At 52.3% G+C, this 19,899-nt stretch carries 15 protein-coding genes and 2 pseudogenes; 6 read left to right on the top strand and 11 right to left on the bottom strand.

Annotation, left to right across the window (positions count from 1 at the left end; translation table 11 throughout):
* The first annotated feature begins 95 nt into the window (after positions 1 to 95).
* Entirely contained in the window at positions 96 to 1,817 is a 1,722-nt protein-coding gene (locus MCJ35_RS02650) for a sensor histidine kinase (RefSeq protein WP_025483142.1), read from the top strand.
* Positions 1,817 to 2,608, top strand: a complete 792-nt coding sequence (locus tag MCJ35_RS02645) for a response regulator transcription factor (protein WP_008721820.1) — start codon at positions 1,817 to 1,819, stop codon at positions 2,606 to 2,608. Before MCJ35_RS02650 ends, MCJ35_RS02645 begins: the two co-directional genes overlap by 1 nt.
* 11 nt (positions 2,609 to 2,619) lie before the next feature.
* Here the strand turns inward: MCJ35_RS02645 and MCJ35_RS02640 are convergent, their stop codons facing one another.
* The 3 genes from MCJ35_RS02640 to MCJ35_RS02630 all read right to left on the bottom strand — a co-directional run bounded on the left by MCJ35_RS02640 (position 2,620) and on the right by MCJ35_RS02630 (position 4,918).
* A complete protein-coding gene (locus MCJ35_RS02640) occupies positions 2,620 to 2,787 on the bottom strand; it encodes a suppressor of fused domain protein (protein ID WP_240299341.1) in 168 nt (55 codons plus the stop codon).
* Positions 2,774 to 3,943: a GGDEF domain-containing protein gene (locus tag MCJ35_RS02635; protein ID WP_025483143.1), complete on the bottom strand. Its 1,170-nt coding sequence runs from the start codon at positions 3,941 to 3,943 to the stop codon at positions 2,774 to 2,776. The genes MCJ35_RS02640 and MCJ35_RS02635 overlap by 14 nt, the downstream gene beginning before the upstream one ends.
* Positions 3,944 to 4,093: 150 nt before the next feature.
* Positions 4,094 to 4,918, bottom strand: a complete 825-nt coding sequence (locus MCJ35_RS02630) for a MerR family transcriptional regulator (RefSeq protein ID WP_008721813.1) — start codon at positions 4,916 to 4,918, stop codon at positions 4,094 to 4,096.
* Positions 4,919 to 4,959: 41 nt separating this feature from the next.
* Here MCJ35_RS02630 and MCJ35_RS02625 point away from each other — a divergent pair.
* Positions 4,960 to 6,183 (top strand): annotated as a pseudogene (locus MCJ35_RS02625) (MATE family efflux transporter); the annotation flags it as partial.
* Between the two features lie 43 nt (positions 6,184 to 6,226).
* Here the strand turns inward: MCJ35_RS02625 and MCJ35_RS31805 are convergent.
* A pseudogene (locus MCJ35_RS31805) lies at positions 6,227 to 6,427 on the bottom strand (DUF6783 domain-containing protein); the annotation flags it as partial.
* Between MCJ35_RS31805 and MCJ35_RS31800 the strand changes: the two are divergent.
* Positions 6,344 to 6,517 (top strand): DUF6783 domain-containing protein, encoded by a 174-nt coding sequence (locus MCJ35_RS31800; protein ID WP_329602491.1) that lies wholly within the window; start codon positions 6,344 to 6,346, stop codon positions 6,515 to 6,517. The pseudogene MCJ35_RS31805 and the gene MCJ35_RS31800 sit on opposite strands and share 84 nt — an antisense overlap.
* On the opposite strand, the gene MCJ35_RS02620 is transcribed toward MCJ35_RS31800, so the two are convergent.
* The 6 genes from MCJ35_RS02620 to MCJ35_RS02595 all read right to left on the bottom strand — a co-directional run bounded on the left by MCJ35_RS02620 (position 6,501) and on the right by MCJ35_RS02595 (position 14,320).
* The gene (locus MCJ35_RS02620; protein WP_008721809.1) at positions 6,501 to 7,277 is read right to left on the bottom strand and encodes a response regulator transcription factor; all 777 of its coding nucleotides are present in this window, start codon (positions 7,275 to 7,277) and stop codon (positions 6,501 to 6,503) included. The two genes, MCJ35_RS31800 and MCJ35_RS02620, sit on opposite strands and share 17 nt — an antisense overlap.
* 38 nt (positions 7,278 to 7,315) lie before the next feature.
* Positions 7,316 to 9,010 carry a sensor histidine kinase gene (locus MCJ35_RS02615; protein ID WP_025483146.1) on the bottom strand — a complete coding sequence of 565 codons (1,695 nt, stop codon included), beginning with the start codon at positions 9,008 to 9,010 and terminating at the stop codon, positions 7,316 to 7,318.
* Positions 9,007 to 10,047 (bottom strand): extracellular solute-binding protein, encoded by a 1,041-nt coding sequence (locus MCJ35_RS02610; RefSeq protein WP_025483148.1) that lies wholly within the window; start codon positions 10,045 to 10,047, stop codon positions 9,007 to 9,009. Before MCJ35_RS02610 ends, MCJ35_RS02615 begins: the two co-directional genes overlap by 4 nt.
* A 58-nt stretch (positions 10,048 to 10,105) precedes the next feature.
* A complete protein-coding gene (locus tag MCJ35_RS02605; protein ID WP_008721803.1) occupies positions 10,106 to 11,191 on the bottom strand; it encodes an ABC transporter ATP-binding protein in 1,086 nt (361 codons plus the stop codon).
* A 12-nt stretch (positions 11,192 to 11,203) separates the two neighbouring features.
* The gene (locus MCJ35_RS02600; protein ID WP_025483150.1) at positions 11,204 to 12,916 is read right to left on the bottom strand and encodes an ABC transporter permease; all 1,713 of its coding nucleotides are present in this window, start codon (positions 12,914 to 12,916) and stop codon (positions 11,204 to 11,206) included.
* 207 nt (positions 12,917 to 13,123) lie between these two features.
* On the bottom strand, positions 13,124 to 14,320 hold the full coding sequence (locus tag MCJ35_RS02595) for an ABC transporter substrate-binding protein (RefSeq protein ID WP_120057160.1): 1,197 nt from the start codon (positions 14,318 to 14,320) through the stop codon (positions 13,124 to 13,126).
* A gap of 439 nt (positions 14,321 to 14,759) precedes the next feature.
* Between MCJ35_RS02595 and MCJ35_RS02590 the strand changes: the two genes are divergently transcribed.
* Both MCJ35_RS02590 and MCJ35_RS02585 read left to right on the top strand, forming a co-directional pair.
* Positions 14,760 to 16,487, top strand: coding sequence for an ABC transporter ATP-binding protein (locus MCJ35_RS02590; RefSeq protein ID WP_025483152.1), 1,728 nt, complete (start codon positions 14,760 to 14,762; stop codon positions 16,485 to 16,487).
* Positions 16,484 to 18,238, top strand: a complete 1,755-nt coding sequence (locus tag MCJ35_RS02585) for an ABC transporter ATP-binding protein (RefSeq protein ID WP_025483154.1) — start codon at positions 16,484 to 16,486, stop codon at positions 18,236 to 18,238. The genes MCJ35_RS02590 and MCJ35_RS02585 overlap by 4 nt, the downstream gene beginning before the upstream one ends.
* A gap of 246 nt (positions 18,239 to 18,484) precedes the next feature.
* Here MCJ35_RS02585 and MCJ35_RS02580 read toward each other — a convergent pair whose 3' ends face one another.
* Entirely contained in the window at positions 18,485 to 19,861 is a 1,377-nt protein-coding gene (locus tag MCJ35_RS02580; RefSeq protein WP_227795326.1) for a uracil-xanthine permease family protein, read from the bottom strand.
* Between the last annotated feature and the right edge of the window lie 38 nt (positions 19,862 to 19,899).

The following is a 19,899-nucleotide window of genomic DNA, read 5'->3' as shown; positions in this document are numbered from 1 at the left end:
TATGGCTGAAGGACCGCCGGAAGTATGATATAATCTGAATGTGGACAGATATGGGTCCACATTGAAAACAATCATTCATTATGGGGAGGGGCCTCATGGCAGGAAGCAACCAATACAGGGATTATATCAAGAGGTCTTTCCTCAGGTTTGCATTTTCCATCATTGCCCTGCTCTTTGTGCTGGTGGGACTGTTCCTGTTCATCAATGTGCAGTTGATCAGCGCAGGCGGGAACAGGAAGAACAATGCCCGGCTGGGGGCGGTCCTTGATAAGCAGGTCAGGGCTTATGAGGACGGTCTTTTGCGGTTCGGGTCGGATGACAGGATTTTAGAGGCTTTAAAAGGCAGGGACAGCGGGCGGGTTACCGAGGTAAACCGTCTGCTGTATGACTTTTCCAACGCACAGTCCATACGGTGCAGCTTCGTTCTGACGGACAGCGGCGGGGAGATTGTCAGCTCCAACCTGTTTGAGGGGAACCGGGAAATTTTCCTTAACAGCGCCGTGTTCCATAGCATGTTTGAGAAAATGGCCGCGGAGCCGGATAAGATCTTCACAATGCCCAGCAGGCTCAATTATGCCCACGGACAGGCTGGCGACCTGGCGCTGGCACGGGCAGTGTCCGGGCCGGACCGGGTGTATGGATATCTTTTCTTTGACCTGTCGGATGAGCAGATTTACGCGGCTGTCCGGGATTATCCGCTGGATGACGTCATCCTCACGGACCGGTACGATAACCTTATATTTTCCATCGGAAGACAGAGCGCCGACCCCATGGAGAAGTATCCTGCGGGAAAGTACAGGATGGAGTGGCAGAAGGGGAACGTGGTCAAGGTGAACGGAAAGCATTACCACGTACAGAAGGAACTGCTGCCCGAGAGCACCCTGGTCCTCTATACCCTGGTGTCCATGGAGTTCCAGCGCACCCTTGTCTCTTACGGCATGATTTTCCTCCTCATCGTGGGCGTTCTGATGCTGATCATGATCACGCCACTCTCGCTGCGGATTGCAGGAAAGAACCTGGAAGCCATTGACGAACTGCAGCACGCCGTGGCGGAGATGGGCCGTGGGAACATGGACTATAAGCTTCAGGGGCAGGTGTTTGATGAATTCAAGGTGCTGGGGGACGCCTTCTGCAACATGGTGACCCAGCGGGAGGAACTGATGCTGCATAACAGCGAACTGACGGAGCGCAAGCGGATCATGGAGATTAAGCAGCTGGAGGAACAGTTTAACCCGCATTTCATTTTCAATGTGCTGGAAACCCTCCGCTATGAGATAGCCATTGATACCGCCAAGGCGTCAGATATGGTGATGGCCTTCGCTAACCTGATGCGCTACAGCATTTATTACGGAAGCACCATTGTACCGTTACAGACAGATATTGAATATATCAACGATTATCTGCTGCTTCAGAAAATGCGTTATAACCGGAGGCTGAACTATCATATAGACATCCCGGAAGAGCTGATGGGCTGTAAGATCCCAAAGCTCCTGCTGCAGCCAGTGGTGGAAAATTCCCTGGTCCATGGCATGAAGAACATACATTCCATTACAATCAACATCAGCGCATGGAAGGAAAACGGCCAGCTGAACCTGTGCGTGGAGGACAACGGCAGCGGAATCAGCGAAGACAAACTAAAGGAACTGAGGAAAGGGCTGGAACAGGAGGACGTGTACAGGGAACACATTGGCCTTTATAATTCCCACCGGGTGGTCAGGCTTCTCTACGGACCTGAGTCCGGCATGACCATCGAGAGCAGCCCGGGCAATGGGACCAGGGTAATTGTTACCCTTCCGGCAGATATGGAGGAAACATGATGTATAAAGTCCTGATTGTGGAAGACGAAGATATCATACGCAAAGGCCTGATGTTCATGGTGGACTGGCAGGAGGCGGATTGCGTGGTAGCGGGCGAGGCAGTGGACGGCCAGGACGGACTTGAGAAAATCAGGGAACACCGGCCGGACATCGTGATTGTGGATATCAACATGCCGGTTAAGGACGGCCTTGCCATGCTGGAGGAAAGCATATCGGAATACGGATATGACGCCATCATTGTTTCCGGTTACAGCGAGTTCGAATATGCCAGGAAGGCCATTGGGCTTGGGGTAACGGAATACCTGCTGAAGCCGGTTAATTTTAACGAACTGTACGATGCCCTGGATAAGATTACCAGGAAGCAGAAGGCCGCGGCCAGGCTGCGGGACGATATGAAACAGATTGATATGGAAAAGAAAAAGCTGGGCATACTGGACGGAATCTCCTTGGATGAAATAAAGGAAGGGAACCGGTACGTGGAATTCATGATGGATTACATAAGACAACACTACTCCTCCCGGGTTTCCCTCACCGATGTCAGCGAACAGTGCGGCATGTCCTGCACCTATCTCAACTCCAAGTTTAAAAGCGATACCGGCTATACCTTCAATGATTTCCTTAACCGCTACCGGATGCAGAAGGCCGTGGAGCTTTTGAAGGAAAATAAATACAAGGTCTACGAAATCGCAGACCTTGTGGGATTTTCCGATTATAAGTATTTTATCAAGGTATTTAAGAAATACGTGGGCTGCTCCCCCGTAAGGTTCGTGGAGGGCGGGCCCCCCGAATAGGCGGATACTCTTTATTCTGCCCTGAAATCCTTACGGTAATTGGGCCTTTGGATATCCAGTATCATGGGCAGGCCGCTGTCACAGAACCGTTTATCCAGGGTTTCCATGCCGTATTCCAGCTTATACTCAATTTCTTCCCTGTACGCAGGCACCACCATGTGCCTGTCAAACAGTCCCATTCCCGTCCTCCCGCTTCTTCCTATCTTCATAAAACTTCTGCTTCTTCATGTACATGTTCTTATCCGCCCTGCGGCAGGTGCTGAACAGGTCGTCATCCGTTTCCGCGTCATAAATGGCTGCTCCCCAGGCAAATGTAAGTCCCGGCATGAAAACCATTTTTTCAAACTCCGACTCCAGTCTGCTGACAAAGCTCCCTATCTTCTCCTCACTGGCTCCCGGCATCACCACCACGAATTCATCCCCGCCAATGCGGTACATGATTCCATCTTCCGGCCCCATGTTCAGATATGCCTGGGATATGCAGGTGATGTATCTGTCCCCTGTCTCATGCCCCATGGTATCATTAATATGCTTCAGGCTGTTCAGGTCAATGAGGATGAAACCCGTGTCCTTTTCCTTCTTAGCCGCAATCCGGTTCTTCACATCCAGCTGGTAGGCATTCCGGTTCTTGAGCCGGGTCAGGTAGTCCATGTTGGACATATCCTTATAAAAAGGATTGGATATGCGCCGGAACAGGTACCTGGACACCAGGCTGGCCATCAGGCTGAACAACAGGATGAATACAGGCAGCACCCTCCGCAGGTTCTGGTATACCTGGTACTGGTGGTCTGCCCGGAATTCAATCCCGACCACGCCGATTATCTCCTTCCCCTCATAAATCGGAAGGTATGTGATGAAGATTTTCCCCCAGTCCGTCTTCTTTATCTTATCCGGCAGTACGCGTTCGCCATTCAAGGCCCGCTGCATGTCCGGATAGATTTCCCGCTCAATCAGATCGCCCGGATACCTGAAATCCGCATCCGTTGGCTCCAGGCAGTCCACCACATAGACGAATTCCCCATTGCCGTTCATCTTGGCCGTGTACAGGTACATGACGCCTGTAATCTCCTTTACCCGCCGGAAACAGTCATGCATCCTCTGGTAACTCTCCTTCTGCACATCCCCCGGAACGGACACGTGCTTAAATGTATCCGTGTCCATCCTCTCTCCGATATAGGAATAGATGTGTTCCACCTGGTCGTTCAGGCTGCGGAGCATATCGCTATATGTAATCCTGTACTGAACCATAAAAATAGAATAGGAAAGAATGGCCACAATGACCGCTGTAAATAACGATACCTGAACATCCACTCTCCGCCACAGCTCTGACTTCATAATAAAACCATTCTCCTTTGGAATACCCTTCCCCAAGGATTTACACAAATCCCCTTCTTTTTCCAGTATTCATACTGCCATTATAACCGCTGTACCCCTGTTTGTCTATGATGGCCCGCATCTTTTCCTTCCTCTTTTCCTCCCTTCTCCTTACCTCCCCCCGCATACGGGCACCATCACCCGGACCACATAGTCCTCATATCCCTTAACCGTCAGTTCATCCAACAGCAGGTCCTCATACCACATTTCCCCTGTAACCCACCCGTTTTCTTCGGCAAACCGCGTAATCCGTTTATATGGAACCTCCATATCCCAGGCATACCCCCGGTAATACATCTCCACATATTCACCGGCAGGGCGTTTCATGACCTTGGGGGACGCGGCCTTTTTCTCAAGCTTTGTATAGACCTTTACATACTTGTCAAATATTCCCTTTTCCAGGTCTTCCTTAAGGCAGATGGAGCCAACCGCCCCCATGGCGCCGTGGTACTTTTCCTGTTCCCTTACATGCTTTGCAATCTCCACGGCCGTCCTGCGCTCGTCCGTTGCCGTGATGTCGGATACCAGGAGGAACTCTTCCCTGCGCTCCACCAGCATGGGGACATTGAGGGGAGCCTTCCTGACCGCGGTTATGTTGTCCTTTTCATTGCGTATGAACCGCTTCATCTGTTTCAGGTGTTCAATCTCCCTGTCTATCTGCTTCTCCTTTTCATCCATCATTTCCATGAACCGTTCCGGCGAACGGTTCTCAATGTATTCCTTGATTTCCTCCAGGGGCATGCCCAGCTTCTGCAGCGCCTTGATGACCTCGAACACATCCATCTGCCAGACAAAATAATACCTGTATCCGTTCTCCTCCTTCAGCGCAGGCGAAAAAAGCCCTATCTGGTCATAGTGGAACAGGGTATGTTTCTTAACTCCCAGTATCCGTGCAAATTCTCCGGTTGTAAAATACAGTTCCGTGCGGTTTTCCATTTTTTCAATCTCCTCTTGACTATCGGGTAACCCTATACTATATGATAATACCTGCGGCTGAAATTTACAATAGAAGCAGGAGTATTTTTATGAGTCATTCATTATCAAAAAAATTTACCTTCGGGTCTTTACTGATGTTTGCCATGCCAACCACCATCATGATGGTTGTCATGTCCCTGTACACCATTGTGGACGGAGTCTTTGTTTCCAGGTTTGTAAGCACCAATGCCCTGTCCTCCATCAATATCGTATATCCCATCATCAATATCGTGCTGGGTTTAAGCGTCATGCTCTCCACGGGAAGCAGCGCCATTGTCGCCAAAAAAATGGGTGAAGGCCGTCCTGACAGCGCCAGGGGGACATTCACCATGATCATTCTGTTAAATATCGGGGCCGGGCTGGTCATAGCCATCCTGGGCAACCTGTTTGCCACGCCCCTGTCCCTGCTTTTAGGCTCCAGCGAAGTCCTCTTAAAGGACTGCGTCACCTATCTGCGCTGGCAGCTGGCATTTGCCCCGGCCCTGATGCTCCAGATCCAGTTCCAGATGTATTTTGTCACCGAGGGACGGCCGGGCATCGGCCTGTTCCTGACCCTGCTGGCCGGGGTCACCAACGCCGTGCTTGACTATGTGCTTATCGTGCCCATGGGGCTTGGGATTGCAGGCGCCGCCATTGCAACGGTGACCGGGTACATGATTCCGGCTGTAATCGGCCTGGTTTATTTTTCATATGCAAGGAGCTCCCTGTGGCTGGTACGGCCCGGCATGGAAAAGGGGGAGCTTAAGGACACCTGCATCAACGGTTCCTCAGAAATGGTGACCAACCTTTCCTCCGGCATCATCACCTTCCTGTTCAACCTGGCCATGATGCACTTTGCAGGGGAGGACGGGGTTGCGGCCATCACCATCATACAGTACTCCCAGTTCCTGCTGAACGCACTGTTCATGGGCTTTTCCCAGGGTGTCTCGCCGGTCATCAGCTTTAACTACGGAAGCGGGAACCAGCAACAGCTTGGGCAGGTATTTAAGACCTCCCTCATCTTTACCCTCGTGACCTCGGCGGCCACCTTCCTGCTGGCCCAGTTCGGCGGAAGCATCGTGGTGGGCATATTCGCCGAACCAGGAAGCCCGGTCTACGGCCTGGCCCGCCATGGCTTTACCATATTTGCCTTCAGCTTCCTGTTCTCAGGCTTTACCATATTTGCATCCGCCCTGTTTACCGCGCTTTCAGACGGACGGATATCCGCCGTCATCTCCTTTGTGCGCACCTTCGGCCTTATCATCACAAGCCTTATGGTCCTGCCCTTCCTTATCGGGGTGGACGGCGTGTGGCTGGCGATTCCGATTGCAGAACTGGGCGGCCTGCTGTTAAGTATTCATTACATGAAGAAATACCGCGGCACCTATCACTATGCTTAGGGTGTGTTTGAAAATTGCTTTCCGTCAGCTGTGCGTCCCACTTTGTGGGAGATTTGGTCCCGATGAGGGAGGCGTAGCGGGCTACGTTGACCGAATTGGGACCAAATATGCCGCGAAGTGGGACGTGCAGATGGCGGGAATGAATTTTCAAACACACCCCAGGACTACATCCCCTTTATGAACTTGGTGGGCGACTTAAGCGTGTATTTCTTAAACACGGAACAGAAATGCTTATAATCCGTGAACCCGGTGGCCTCGGATATCTCGCTGATTCGGTACTGTCTTGTGTTCAGCATGGCAACTGCCTGCTGAACCCTGTATTTATTCAGGAAATCCAGGAATGTCTGCTCCGTCACCTCCTTGAACTTCCTGCTGAGATAGCTGGCGCTGACACCCAGTTCCTCCGAGATTCCCTCGATGCTGATTTTCTCGGCAAAATGCTCCTTAATCTTCCCAATGGCCCTGGACACATACTGGTTTTCCGAAAGGTCCAGCTGCATGTAATACTCCAGGTTCATGCTCCCGCCCTCCAGCTCCGCCTGCTCCAGGGCGTATTCCACCTGCCTGGTGCTGGCAATCTCCTCCTCCAGCCTTTTCATGATGCCTGCCAGGGCCTCCTCGTCCACAGGCTTCAGGATATATTCACATACCCTGGCCTCAATGGCCCTCCTGGCATATTCAAAGTCCGCATAGCTGGTCAGGAGGATGCTTTTGAATTTCACCTGTTCCGACGCCTTCTTAACCATTTCAATCCCGTCCATAAACGGCATGCAGATATCCGTGATCACCACATCCGGGCGGCATTCCAGTATCTTCTCATATCCATCCTTACCGTCAGAGGCCTCCGCCACCACCACGCAGCCCATGGAAAGCCAGTCTGTGGTATACACAAGGCCCTTGCGTATCATATCCTCATCTTCTGCAATCAAGACGCGCAGCATCCATTTTCCTCCCTTTTCAGGCGCCCGGCCCGGTTTATTCATAACGGTTCCCGGTCAGCAGGCAGGGTCACCACCAGGGTGGTCCCATGCCCCTCCGTACTTCTGATTTCCACCCCGTAGGGCCGTCCATACAGGATTGCAATCCTCCGGTGTATGTTGTAAAGCCCTGAATGCCTGCTGGTATTCTCCTTCTGCTCCAGCATGGCGTTCAGCTCGCTTAAATTCTCCTGGGGAATCCCCACCCCGTCGTCACGGCATATCATCATCAGGTTTCCCTGGTGGATATATGCCTTCAGCTCCACCCTCAGGTTTAACTGGTTGCCGAACCCGTATTTAACCGCGTTCTCAATCATGGGCTGGAGGACCAGCTTTGGTATCCTGCAGTCCATGGCTTCGGGTTCCACCTCTATCTGGTATTCCAGCCTGGAACCGAACCTGCGCTTTAGGATGGTCAGGTAATTCTCCAGGTGTTCCAGATCCTCCTTCAGCGTCACCTGGTCCTTGCTCCCGTCCAGGCTGTAACGCAGGAGGTTGGACAGGGAGAATACCATACGCTCTGCCGTGGCCGGCTCCAGCTTGCACATGTACCGAATGTTTTCCAGTGTATTATAAAGAAAATGGGGGTTGAACTGGGATTCCAGCTGTTTGTTCTGGGACATGGCAACCAGTTCGGTCATCTTCCGGTTATTCTCCATCTGGGTCTTCAGGCTGGCAATTGTCTCATTATACGCATCCGCGATAATACGGAACTCATTATCGCTGTCAATCTGGATGGAGGTTTCCAGGTTGCCTGTCCTGGCGTTCTCCATCACATCCAGTATCCGGTAAAAGTCCTCTGTCTTTTTCTCCGTCACCTTCCTGGACCGCAGCAGCATCCACAGGGTCATGAGGATCAGCGCCGTAATCACCAGCATGCTGCTTAAGGACAGGGAAATGACAATGTTCTGGATGTCTGAGATGGAATAGACCTGGAACAGACGCCGGTAGGCCTGCTGCCTTGACACCAGGTACATCTGCCTGTCATGGGACAGAAACCGCCCCGCCCGTGTGAGGACGCCCAGGACCTGGTTGCTTTTGTTAATGAAATTATAGTTGCTGCCCGCGTATACCCAGCCATAGGAATCCGTGATGATGGTCTGTGTCTCCAGACGGTCCAGCACCTGCTGCATCTGGCTGCTGGGAATGGAACACACCACATACCCCACGGTCTGTCCCTCCCGCTCCACGCTGCGTCCAAGGACAACCGCGCCCTGCTGTCCCTTCCACCCATCTGCCAGCTTCACGGCTGTCTGACCGGGCCGGTTGTCCATGTGCCAGAATATGCCCCAGGAGGTCCCCTCCTTCACATCCAGATATTCAGGCCGTCCCGGCTGGCTGGACAGCAGGATGTTCCTGTCCCTGTCCAGCATATAAAGGTTTCCTTTTATCTCCAGGCCGTTGGTCATCCCGTAAAACCCTTCAAATATCCTGGCCTTCCCCCGTGTATCCAGGGTGCCTGTAAACAGATCCGGCTGCCCGGCCAGGCGGACCAGGCCCTCCTCGTACCGTCCCAGGACCCGTTCCAGTTCCCCTGCCACATAGCTGTTGTCGGACACGGTAATGCTCCTTCTCCCATGGATAAGGGCTACCATGAACACCATCCCGCAGAGCAATGTGAATATCACGGCCGGGACAATGGCATAGGAGATGAACATGTGCTGAAGTTCGTCCCTGAAATACTTCTCTTTTTTCATCCGGTCTCCCCTCCGCCTGCCACGGACCGGTAGATTCCGGCAAACCGCTCCAGCCACTGCTGTTTGTTACGGTTCACCACATCCAGGTCATCATAGATAATGTGCAGCCCGTCCTTATCCGGCAGATACTCCGGCTCGTCCACATCCTTTCGCACCGAACGTCGGTCCAGACGGTCCGCAATCATTGTCTGGGCGTCCTTTCCAGTGACAAAATCCACAAATTCCTCCGCTTCCGCCAGGCGCCTGCTTCCCTTCACGATACAGACCACATCCGGTGTGGAGATGACGCCCTCCTTCATGTACACCAGCCGGACCGGCTCCCCGTCCGCCACATAATGGGCTGCCCCTTCCTCAAAGGTAAGCCCCACCACGAACCGTCCTTCAGCCACTCCCTGGTACACATCCGCGGAGCCGCCAAGAAGGCAGCCGTCCAGGTTCCTTACAAACTGCTCCACGTAATCCCATCCATCCTCGGGATTCCCCTTTCCCATGGCGTAAAGCATATTAATCAGATGCTCATAGGCAGAGGATGAGGTGGACGGGTTGCACATGGCAATCTTCCCTTTCAGCTCCGGCTTTAACAGGTCCTCATACCCCTCCACCACCGTGTCCCCAATCAGGTTGGTATTCACCATAAGGACGCTGGGCACGTCCGTGAACCGGCTTAAATTGCCCTCCCGGTTCTTAAACTCATCCCTGACCATATCCTCATTCCCATTCACATAAGGCTCAAACAGCTCCTGCCTGGGCATGGTGGTGGAAAGGGAGCCGCCCCAGAATATGTCGCAGGCCGGTTCCCTGTGCTCCTCCACCATGGAAAGCAGTTCCCCGGTCCCCCCGGTCTGCACAAAGGTCTTCACCCCTGTCCTGCCCTCAAACTCAGACACGATGGGGTTTATAAACTCCAACGGATGAGGGCAGTAGATAACCAGCGCCTCATCCGTCTCACCGGCAGCCCCGGTCCCCCCGCCCGCGCATCCTGCGAGACAAAGGGCAATACCGATGGCTGCCACATATAGGTTCCAATTCTTTTTCATTAGTTTCCAGTGCCTCCCGGCCTTCATAAGCGGATGAATGTCCATACACTTAATTGTATCAACCAGCCGAAAGAATGTAAACCCCCTTGGGGTCGAAATCCAGATACGCCTTCTCGCCCACCTCGTAAATCCTCCGGTTCACCGGATTATAATCCGTTATCTGGATCATCATGTTCCCCACCATGACCTCATAGTACTGGTAGGAGCCCATGAAGGTGGAAAGGCTTACCGTTGCCTCCAAAAGCCCCTGTTCCGCCAGGGTGGCCCCCTCCGGCCGGATGACCAGGGTGGCGTCCTCGCCGGGAGCCGCATGGGCAAAATTATTGACCTCCAGCTCCTGTCCCACCACATCAATCACAGCCTTTTCCCCGTTTACGGACTTCACCTTTGCATCCAGGAAGTTGGCCTCGCCGATAAAGTCAGCCACGAACCGGGAGGATGGGTGGTAATAAATCTCCCTGGGCGTACCGATCTGCTCCACCCTGCCCTGGCTCATGATGATGATCTTATCGGAAATGCTCATGGCCTCGGACTGGTCGTGGGTCACGTAGATGGCCGTGATGCCCACCTTCTGCTGGATCTTGCGGATTTCCGTCCGCATGGTCACCCGCAGCTTGGCGTCCAGGTTGCTCAAAGGTTCATCAAACAGCAGCACGCTGGGTTCAATCACCAAAGCCCTTGCCAGCGCCACACGCTGCTGCTGTCCGCCGGACAGCTGGTTGGTCATACGTGACTCCATGCCATCCATCTCCACCAGCTTAAGTATGTTCATGACCCTCTCATGGATTTCTTCCTTGGGAAGCTTGCGTATCTTAAGGCCATAGGCCACGTTGTCAAATACATTGATATGCGGCAGGAGGGCGTAGCTCTGGAATACCATGGCCGTATCCCTTTTGTTCGGTGTCAGCGCATTGATATTCTCATCCCCCAGATAGATATCCCCCTCATCCGGGCTTTCAAACCCCGCGATCATGCGCAGCGTAGTGGTCTTGCCGCAGCCGGACGGTCCCAGCAGGGTCACGAAGGAACCCGGCTCAATATCCAGCGTGGTATCCTGTACCGCGTAAAACTCCTTCCCCGTCTTGGGGTCTGTATATATCTTGGAAATGTGGTCCAGACGGACGCCCTTTTTCTGTTTTTCCATGTTATTATCCTCCTATTCCTCAGCCTTAATCTTCCTGCTGACACCAAAGAACTTCATCATCGTATCCATAAGCAGCACAGCGCCGTATGTAATGATAATCAGTACGGTTGCATATGCACAGGCCACGCCGTAATTCCCTTTTTCCGCCTGCTCGTTAATCTGGCAGGTAATCAGCAGGAAGTCCGGCGTCACCAGCAGGATGATGGCGGAAATAGCCGTGATGCTCCGCACGAATGCCGTTACAAGGCCGCTGAAGAAAGAATCCTTTATCAGCGGAAGGGTCACTGTCATGAATACCTTGGCCGAGTTGGCCCCCATGTCATATGCGGATTCCTCAATGGACTTGTCAATCTGGCGCAGGGCGGAGATACCGCTCCTGGTACCGGTGGGAAGGCTTCGCACAATGAACACGATGATCAGGATAAGCCCGCTTCCATAAAGACTGCTCATGACCCCGGTGCCGAACAGTCCCCTTGCATAGCCGCGGATGTATCCGATACCTAAAACAGTACCCGGCACCGCCATGGCCAGCATGGAAACAAACTCAATGAATCCCTTGGCCTTGAACTTCTTCTTCACCACAAGGTAGGAAATCACCATGGATAAAAACGCGGTCAGGGGCGCTGCAATGGCCGACAGCACAAAGGAATCCTTAAATGCCTTCAGGCCGCTGGTCTTGAACATGTACTGGAACCACTTAAGGCTCAGGCTGTAATCCCTGCCCCAGAGGGTGAACATTGCGCCGAAGGGGACCATGATATACATTAACAGCACGAAGGCGGCCACCAGCCCGCAGAATATGGTAAGGGGCACGGTCACGCTCCTGTCCTCAATCAGCATCCTCATGCGGGAAGCCTTGCCCGTAAGGGTGGCGGCTGTCTTTTTCTCCAGGTAATACTTCTGTATCAGGAACAGCACAACGGTCAGTGACAGAAGCACCACGGCCATGGCAGCTGCTCCCGTGGAGTCATAGGCGCCCGTGACCTGCAGATAGATGGTGGTTGCCAGGGTATCATAGGAACCGCCAATCAGCATGGGGTTTGCAAAGTCCGCCACGGACTCGATGAAGGTAACCAGGAACGCATTGCCCAGGCCGGGAAGGAGAAGCGGGAAGGTCACACTGGTAAATACCTTCCATCTGCTGGCCCCCATATCCCTGGTGGCCTCCTCAAGGGATGGGTCTATGTTCTTTAAAAGCCCCTTTAGCATCAGATAGCACACCGGGAAAAAGGTCAGTGTCTGTACAATGGCGATTCCCTTTAGCCCATATACATTGGAATCATAGATGCCCAAAAGTGACCTGGTAATGATTCCGCTGCGCCCGAACAGCATGATCATGGAAAGGGATAGCACGAAAGGCGGGGACACCACCGGAAGCATGGACACCAGCGAAAACAGCTTTTCCAGGATTTTTGTCTTAAGCTTTACATACACCTCCACATAAGCAAACAAAAGACCGATGGCCGTGGAGGTAAACCCGGTAATCAGCCCCAGCACCACCGTATTTTTAAATGCCTTCTGGAACCGTTCCAGACTCAGGACCCGCTTAAACACATCCAGTGTGACACCGCCCTCCTCGGTACGGAAGCTGTCCACCAGAAGCATCAGAAGAGGATACAGGATGAACAGCGCCAGGAAGATGAGCAGCACCACGATCATGCCCACCAGGATGGGGTCTGAGAAAAATTTCTTGCGCTCTAGCTGCGCGCTTTGTTTTCTGGCCACGTAAAGGCCCCCCTTTCTATCCGGGCCACCTTAAGGCGCCCCATTTCTATCCGGGAACGCCCGGGCGCCCCCATTTCTATCCGGGAACGCCCGGGCGCCCCCATCTGCACAGGCATCAAAGGAGAAAATGCTGCGTAATGTACGTTCTGGCGCATTACGCAGCACTATCCTGTCAACCTATTCTATCATTTTTCTGAAATCCTTACCTTATTCTGTCAGGAAACGGCTGCTGTCCGCACTGTCTGCAGAGCTTCCCAGGGCCTCAAAGAAATCTTCCACGTACTTGGAGCTGTTTTCCTTTGCATCCTCAAAATCATAATCAATGGTATTATTCATATCCAGGCCGAACTTGGTTGCTTCTTCAGGCTGGGTTGCGTTGCTCAGCACCAGGAACTGGTAGGAGCCGTTCTCTTTTGCATGGTCCACACAGTCAGGAGACAGTGCGTACTCAATCCACAGCTTGGCAGCGTTTGGATGGGTGCAGCCATTGAAGATCGCGGTAGCGCCAACCTCGAAGGAGGTTCCGTCTTCCGGTACAATTAACTGGATATTGTCATATCCCTGAAGGATCTGGTAAATGCCGTCATGAAGGAAGCCGATACCGATGACACACTCGCCTGGGCCTACCATCTTGGATGGGCCGGAACCGGACTTGGTGTACTGGGAAATGTTCTTGTCCAGCTTCTTGAAATATTCCATTGCCTCGTCATGGCCCTTCATCTGAACCATGGTGTTGATGAGCAGCTTAGCTGTTCCTGCCGTATTGGGGTTGGACAGCATGATTAAGCCCTTGTACTCTTCCTTTGTAAGGTCATCCCATGTCTTGGGGGCTTCCAGTCCTAAACGGTCCAGCTCCTCCGTGTTCACCATGAAGCCCAGGATGCCTTTGTAGATTCCATACCAGCAGTCGGTAGGATCTTTGTAATTGTCATTAATCAGGTTCTTGGCGTTGATTGCGTCATACTGCATCAGCAGTCCGTCTGCAACCGCCTCATTATAAGGATCCGTGGTTCCGCCAAACCAAACATCGGCAGAAGGTTTACCCGCCTCCTCAGAAATCTTGGTATAAACTTCTGAAGTGGAAAGTCTCTGATACTTTGTCTTGATTCCGTACAGCTTCTCAAAGTTCTGGCATGCAGCCGACAGGTATTCCTCCTCACAGGAACCATATACAGTCAGTTCGCCCTCGGCCTTGGCCGCTTCAATCAGGGCGTCCATGCCGCCTCCGGCTGCCTCTGCCGCCGTGGTATCCGCTGCCGCCTCCTTGCTCTCCTCCCCCGCTGCCTCAGTTGCAGCCGTGGTGGCCGGAGCCGCCGTGGTGGGATCTGCCGCCTTTCCTCCGCCGCATGCGGTAAGGCTCAGCGCCATGGTACATGCTAACAATAGTGCCAGTTTTTTCTTCATAATAAAACCCCTCCTATCTTTTCTGGTGTTTCCATCATAGCAGAAAACAGGGTGGGGGAAAACCGTGATTTAAGTAATTTTGTCGTGATTTCTGAACTTGTGGTTAATTTTTTTATCAATTATATACAATTACAAGCAAAAATAAAATGCCCACCCTGTCTCGACCACAGGATGGGCGGTGTCCGTAAGGACATCTAAACCTTAACTTTGGGAGCATCCACTATTGGAGTGGGTGCTTTCTTTTACACTTCTATCATAATCAATCGTCATCATGATTTCAAGTAATTCTTAGAAATTCTCTCTTAAAAAAGAAGGAATACCATAAACAATACCTTAAAGAATACCTCTTGACTATCGGGTTACCCTATAGGATACAATAATACGGTTATCCAGGGTAATGATACCTTCATACCACCCAAATCCAAAGGAGAGTGTTCAGATGCATCTGATTCTACATTATTTAAAACGCTATAAAATTTACGTATTCTTCAACCTCCTGGCCATCCTGGGATTTGCCACGGCCGAGCTTGGCATCCCCACCATCGTATCCCGTATGATAGACAACGGCATCATATTAAATGACCGCGCTTACATCTACAAAATGGGCGCCGCCATCCTGGCCGTGGCCGTTGCAGGGGGCATTGGAAACGTGCTGCTGGCCTATTGCAGTTCCCTGGTCAGCTCCCGGGTAACCAGGGATATCCGCAATGATATCTTTAGCAAGGCCCAGGAGTTTTCCCACACCGAGTACAACAAGTTCGGCATATCCAGCATGATAACAAGGACCACAAATGACGCATTCATCCTGATGCAGTTCATCAACATCATCCTGCGCACGGCCCTGCTGACCCCTGTCATGATCATCATCAGCATGTTCATGGTCATCCGCACCAGTATGACCCTTTCCATGGTCATCGGCGGCTGTGTGCCCATCATCTGCCTTGGTGTATATCTGATTGCCAGGACCAGCAACCCAATCAGCACCAGGCAGCAGAAGGGACTGGATAAGTTAAACAGGATTACCAGGGAGAACCTGACCGGGGTCAGGGTCATCCGCGCATTCTGTAAGGACGAATACGAGACAGGACGGTTTGACCAGGCCAATGAGGACTACGCCGCCAATGCAAAAAAGCTGTTCAAACTCATGTCCGTGACCCAGCCATCCTTTTTCCTGCTCTTAAACCTGGCTGTTTCCATTGTCTTTGTCCTGTCCAGCAGGCTGATTGACATGGGAAGCCTTCAGGTGGGCAACCTGGTGGCTTTCCAGGAATACATGTTCCACGCCATGTTCTCCATGATGATGTTTTCCCTGGTATTCGTCATGTATCCCAGGGCTGAAATAAGCGCCAGGAGAATCAAGGAACTGTTAGATGAGGAACCCCTTATCCAAAATCCCAGGAATCCGGTAACCGATGGAGATGGCAGCGGCACCCTGGTATTTGACCACGTGTCCTTCCAGTATCCGGACGGTGAGGCGCCGGTCCTCCGGGACATTACCTTTGAGGCCGGACGTGGGGATACCATTGCCTTCATCGGCAGCACGGGAAGCGGAAAAAGCACCCTGATCAACCTGATTCCCAGGTTTTACGACATCAGCTCCGGCAGCATCCGCATCGACAATGTGGATGTGCGCAGATACGACCTGAAGGCGCTGCGGGAAAAAATCGGCTTCATTCCCCAGAAGGCGCTGCTGTTCACAGGCAGTATCAATGAAAATATCCGCTACGGGAAACACGATGCAGGAAAGTCCGAGGTGGAGCACTCTGCCAAGGTGGCCCAGGCTTATGATTTCATCACGGAAAAGCCAAAACAGTTTGAGGAAATGATTGAAGAAGGCGGGGGCAACGTATCCGGCGGCCAGCGCCAGAGGCTCAGTATTGCCAGGGCCGTCGTGCGCAAGCCTGACATCTATATATTTGACGATTCATTTTCCGCCCTGGACTTTAAAACAGACGCCAACCTGAGAAAACAGCTGAAGTATGAAACAAAAGACGCCATTACCCTGATTGTGGCCCAAAGGGTCACATCCATCATGGATGCAACCAGAATCATCGTGCTGAACGAGGGCGCGGTGGTTGGGATGGGCACCCACAGGGAGCTGCTTAAAACCTGCAGTATTTACCATGAAATCGCCTTAAGCCAGCTGTCAGAGGAGGAATTAGCATGAAAATGAACACCACAGGAATGAGACGCCTGATCCCATACCTGAAAAAATACCGCTTTAAGATTACCGGGGCCATCCTGTTGATAATAGCTGCCTCATGTCTCATAGCCTTAAGCCCTACTTTGGAAGGCATGATAACCACCCAGCTGTTTCAGGATGTGACAGCCGGACACGGGGTGAATTTCACGGTCATATACAGGATTGTGGCAGTTTTGCTGCTTGTCTATGTCACGGGAGCCATCTGCAACTGCTCCTATCAGTTCCTTTTAACCGATGCCATCCAGAGCGCCATGGTGGATTTGAGGAACGATGTGGAGAGCAAGATCAGGCGGCTGCCCATCGCCTACTTTGACCAGCATCCCCTGGGGGATACCATGAGCCGGGTCAGCAACGACATGGAAACCATATCCAATGCCCTGCAGCAAAGCTTTGCCCAGATACTGAACGCCATCTTAGGGCTGACCCTGGCTGTTGCCATGATGTTCTCCATCCAGTGGAAGATGGCCCTAGCCTCCATGCTGATCATCGTTGGCTCCATGGTCATTTCCAAGATGATTGTAAAAAAATCCCAGCCCCTGTTCGAAAAACAGCAGAACTCCCTGGGCAGCCTGAGCGGCGTGGTTCAGGAAAGCTTTACCGGATTTAATGAAATCAAGCTCTTCGGCAAACAGGAGGATGCCCTGGCTGACTTCATGGCTGCCAACAGCGAACTCTGCCAGAACGGATTCAAGGCCCAGTTCATCAGCGGCCTTATGTCTCCCCTGGTATCCTTCATCACCTATGTGGGCATTGGCTGCATCGCCATCATGGGCGCGCTGTACGCCTTGTCCGGGGTCATTGCCGTTGGACAGCTGCAGGCTTTCATCCGTTATATCTGGCAGGTCAACCAGCCATTGTCCCAGATGACACAGCTGTCATCCGCCCTCCAGTCCTCTGCTGCCGCCGTGCACAGGGTATTTGAATTCTTAAACGAGGAGGAAGAACCGGAGGACGAACACTGTCAGGCAGCGCCGGAGCATGTGGAAGGAAACGTGACATTTGAAAATGTACACTTCTCCTACACACCGGAGAAGCCGCTGCTTCAGGGGCTGAATGCCCAGGTAAAAAGCGGGCAGATGGTTGCCATCGTAGGACCTACCGGAGTGGGGAAAACCACCCTGATTAACCTGCTGATGCGGTTCTATGATGTAACCGGGGGCGCCATCCTCATAGACGGCATTGACATCCGCCACATGAAACGCAAGGACCTCCGCTCCAAATTCGGCATGGTGCTTCAGGATACCTGGCTGTTCAAGGGAACCATCCGGGACAATATTGCCTACGGCAAGGATGATGCCACGGACGCCGATGTGATCCGGGCCGCAAAAATCGCCAATGTCCATCACTTCATCAAGACACTGCCGGAAGGCTATGACATGATATTGAATGAAGAGTCCAGCAACATTTCCCAGGGCGAGAAACAGCTTTTAACCATTGCACGGGCCGTGCTGTGCGACCCGCCCATCCTTATCCTGGACGAGGCAACCAGCTCGGTTGACACCCGTTTGGAGCACATGCTTCAGGACGCCATGCAGAACATCATGAAAGGACGCACTTCCTTTGTGATTGCCCACCGCCTGTCCACCATCCGCAATGCGGATTTAATCCTTGTGATGCGGGACGGCAATATCGTGGAACAGGGAAACCATGAGGAACTGCTTGGGAAAAAGGGGTATTATGAGCAGCTTTATCATGCGCAGTTTGCAGAGGTGTGATTGGAGGGGACGGTGCGAAAGCGGATGGCAGATAATCCCCAAAAGCTGCTTAACATGATTCCTGATATCGTATATAGGTACTTCTGTCAGAACAGTTAACAAAAATGCAGGAAGAAACGACACCTCTTCCTGCATTTTCAGTATTATTTTAATACATTGATCCCTACCGCATTATGATGACATATCCTTACCGCATTATCATAGTACATCCATCCTGTATTATGCTAACACATCCATGCCCCATCACTATGACACATTCATCTGCACCGCATTCTCCTGTACCTCTTCCTCCTGTGTTTCCTCCTCAGGAAGAATCAGGTTCAGCGTCACGGCAGTGATGGTAGCTATCACAACCGCTGATTCCCCGAATATGGTCTTTGCCCAGTCAGGGAACAGGGCCAGACAGCCGTTGGCCTGGATTACGCCGATTCCCAGCGCTACTGCAATGCCGACCACGGATGTATTCCTGGCTGTCAGCTTTTCCTTTGTGATCAGCTTGATTCCTGTCATGGTTATCATGGCAAACACGGACACCGTGGCGCCTCCCAGCACGCAGGACGGAATGGTGGTGAGAAGGGACGCAAACTTGGGTATGAAGCCCGCTGCCAGGATAATGACGGCGGCCAGTCCCAGGACGCACCGGTTCACCACCCTGGTCATGATTACGATTCCCACGTTCTGGCTGAAGGTTGCTGTTGGCAGGCCTCCCATGAAGGCGCCTATGATGCTGGCAATCCCATTGCCGATGATACCGCCGCACATCTCACGCCTGGTAGGCTCCCTGTCAAGGCCGCCTCCTGCCGTGGAAGTAAAGTCTCCGATTGCCTCCACCGAACTGACCACATACATGATTAACATGGAAATGATGGAAGTTAGTTCAAACTTCATGCCAAAGTGCATGGGCATGGTAAACTGGAACCAGCCTGCTGCGCCCACATTTTCAAAGGATACCATTCCCATGGCCAGGGCTGCAATATATCCGAATATCATTCCCATAAGGATGGAAGCCAGTTTACAAATCCCTTTGGTAAAATAATTAAAGAACAATACAATGGCCAGGGTGACAATGGCCACCATCCAGTTTCTGGGACTTCCGAAATCCTCAGCGCCCGTGCCGCCTGCCATGTAGCTGACAGCGGTTGGATACAGGGATAATCCAATGGTAAATACCACCGTGCCTGTCACCAAGGGCGGGAACAGCTTTGTAAGCTTTTTATAAAACAGTCCGACAGCCACGGCCCCCAGGCCCCCTGCCAGCTGCGCGCCGAATATGGTGGGCAGGTCAAACCGGCTTCCAAGGGAGATTAACAGCGGTATGTAGGCAAAGCTGGCGCCCATGATCACAGGCAGCCCGGAACCGCAGAACCGGCCCAGCGGGAACAGCTGTAAAAGTGTGGCTATGCCTGAAATCAGAAGTGCTGACTGAATCAGTATGATCTGTTCAGATGCCCCCAGGCCGGTCACACCGGCAAGGATGATGGCCGGGGTCACACATCCCACAATCATGGCAACCACATGCTGGACTGCCAGGGGAAGCGCCTCCAGGAAACGGGGCATTCCATTTAATTCAGTTACCTTTGCAAATGATTTCGTTTTAATCGTCTTATCCATATCTATCGTCATACCTCTCTATTCTCATATGATGACAGAGCGGCTGCATT

Origin of the sequence: Enterocloster sp. OA13, from assembly GCF_022440595.1 — a bacterium.
Lineage (GTDB): Bacteria > Bacillota > Clostridia > Lachnospirales > Lachnospiraceae > Enterocloster > Enterocloster hominis.
Note: the sequence above shows the minus strand (reverse complement) of the source record. Positions and strands in the feature narration are given on the sequence as shown.

What these genes read in the sequence shown, in the direction of transcription:
- MCJ35_RS02595 (WP_120057160.1), bottom strand. Translation starts at nt 14,320, where the DNA reads ATGAAGAAAAAACTGGCACTATTGTTAGCATGTACCATGGCGCTGAGC.
- MCJ35_RS02620 (WP_008721809.1), bottom strand. Translation starts at nt 7,277, where the DNA reads ATGCTGCGCGTCTTGATTGCAGAAGATGAGGATATGATACGCAAGGGC.
- MCJ35_RS02585 (WP_025483154.1), top strand. Translation starts at nt 16,484, where the DNA reads ATGAAAATGAACACCACAGGAATGAGACGCCTGATCCCATACCTGAAA.
- MCJ35_RS02580 (WP_227795326.1), bottom strand. Translation starts at nt 19,861, where the DNA reads ATGACGATAGATATGGATAAGACGATTAAAACGAAATCATTTGCAAAG.
- MCJ35_RS02640 (WP_240299341.1), bottom strand. Translation starts at nt 2,787, where the DNA reads ATGGGACTGTTTGACAGGCACATGGTGGTGCCTGCGTACAGGGAAGAA.
- MCJ35_RS02605 (WP_008721803.1), bottom strand. Translation starts at nt 11,191, where the DNA reads ATGGAAAAACAGAAAAAGGGCGTCCGTCTGGACCACATTTCCAAGATA.
- MCJ35_RS02630 (WP_008721813.1), bottom strand. Translation starts at nt 4,918, where the DNA reads ATGGAAAACCGCACGGAACTGTATTTTACAACCGGAGAATTTGCACGG.
- MCJ35_RS02610 (WP_025483148.1), bottom strand. Translation starts at nt 10,047, where the DNA reads ATGAAAAAGAATTGGAACCTATATGTGGCAGCCATCGGTATTGCCCTT.
- MCJ35_RS02615 (WP_025483146.1), bottom strand. Translation starts at nt 9,010, where the DNA reads ATGAAAAAAGAGAAGTATTTCAGGGACGAACTTCAGCACATGTTCATC.
- MCJ35_RS02635 (WP_025483143.1), bottom strand. Translation starts at nt 3,943, where the DNA reads ATGAAGTCAGAGCTGTGGCGGAGAGTGGATGTTCAGGTATCGTTATTT.
- MCJ35_RS02645 (WP_008721820.1), top strand. Translation starts at nt 1,817, where the DNA reads ATGTATAAAGTCCTGATTGTGGAAGACGAAGATATCATACGCAAAGGC.
- MCJ35_RS02650 (WP_025483142.1), top strand. Translation starts at nt 96, where the DNA reads ATGGCAGGAAGCAACCAATACAGGGATTATATCAAGAGGTCTTTCCTC.
- MCJ35_RS02590 (WP_025483152.1), top strand. Translation starts at nt 14,760, where the DNA reads ATGCATCTGATTCTACATTATTTAAAACGCTATAAAATTTACGTATTC.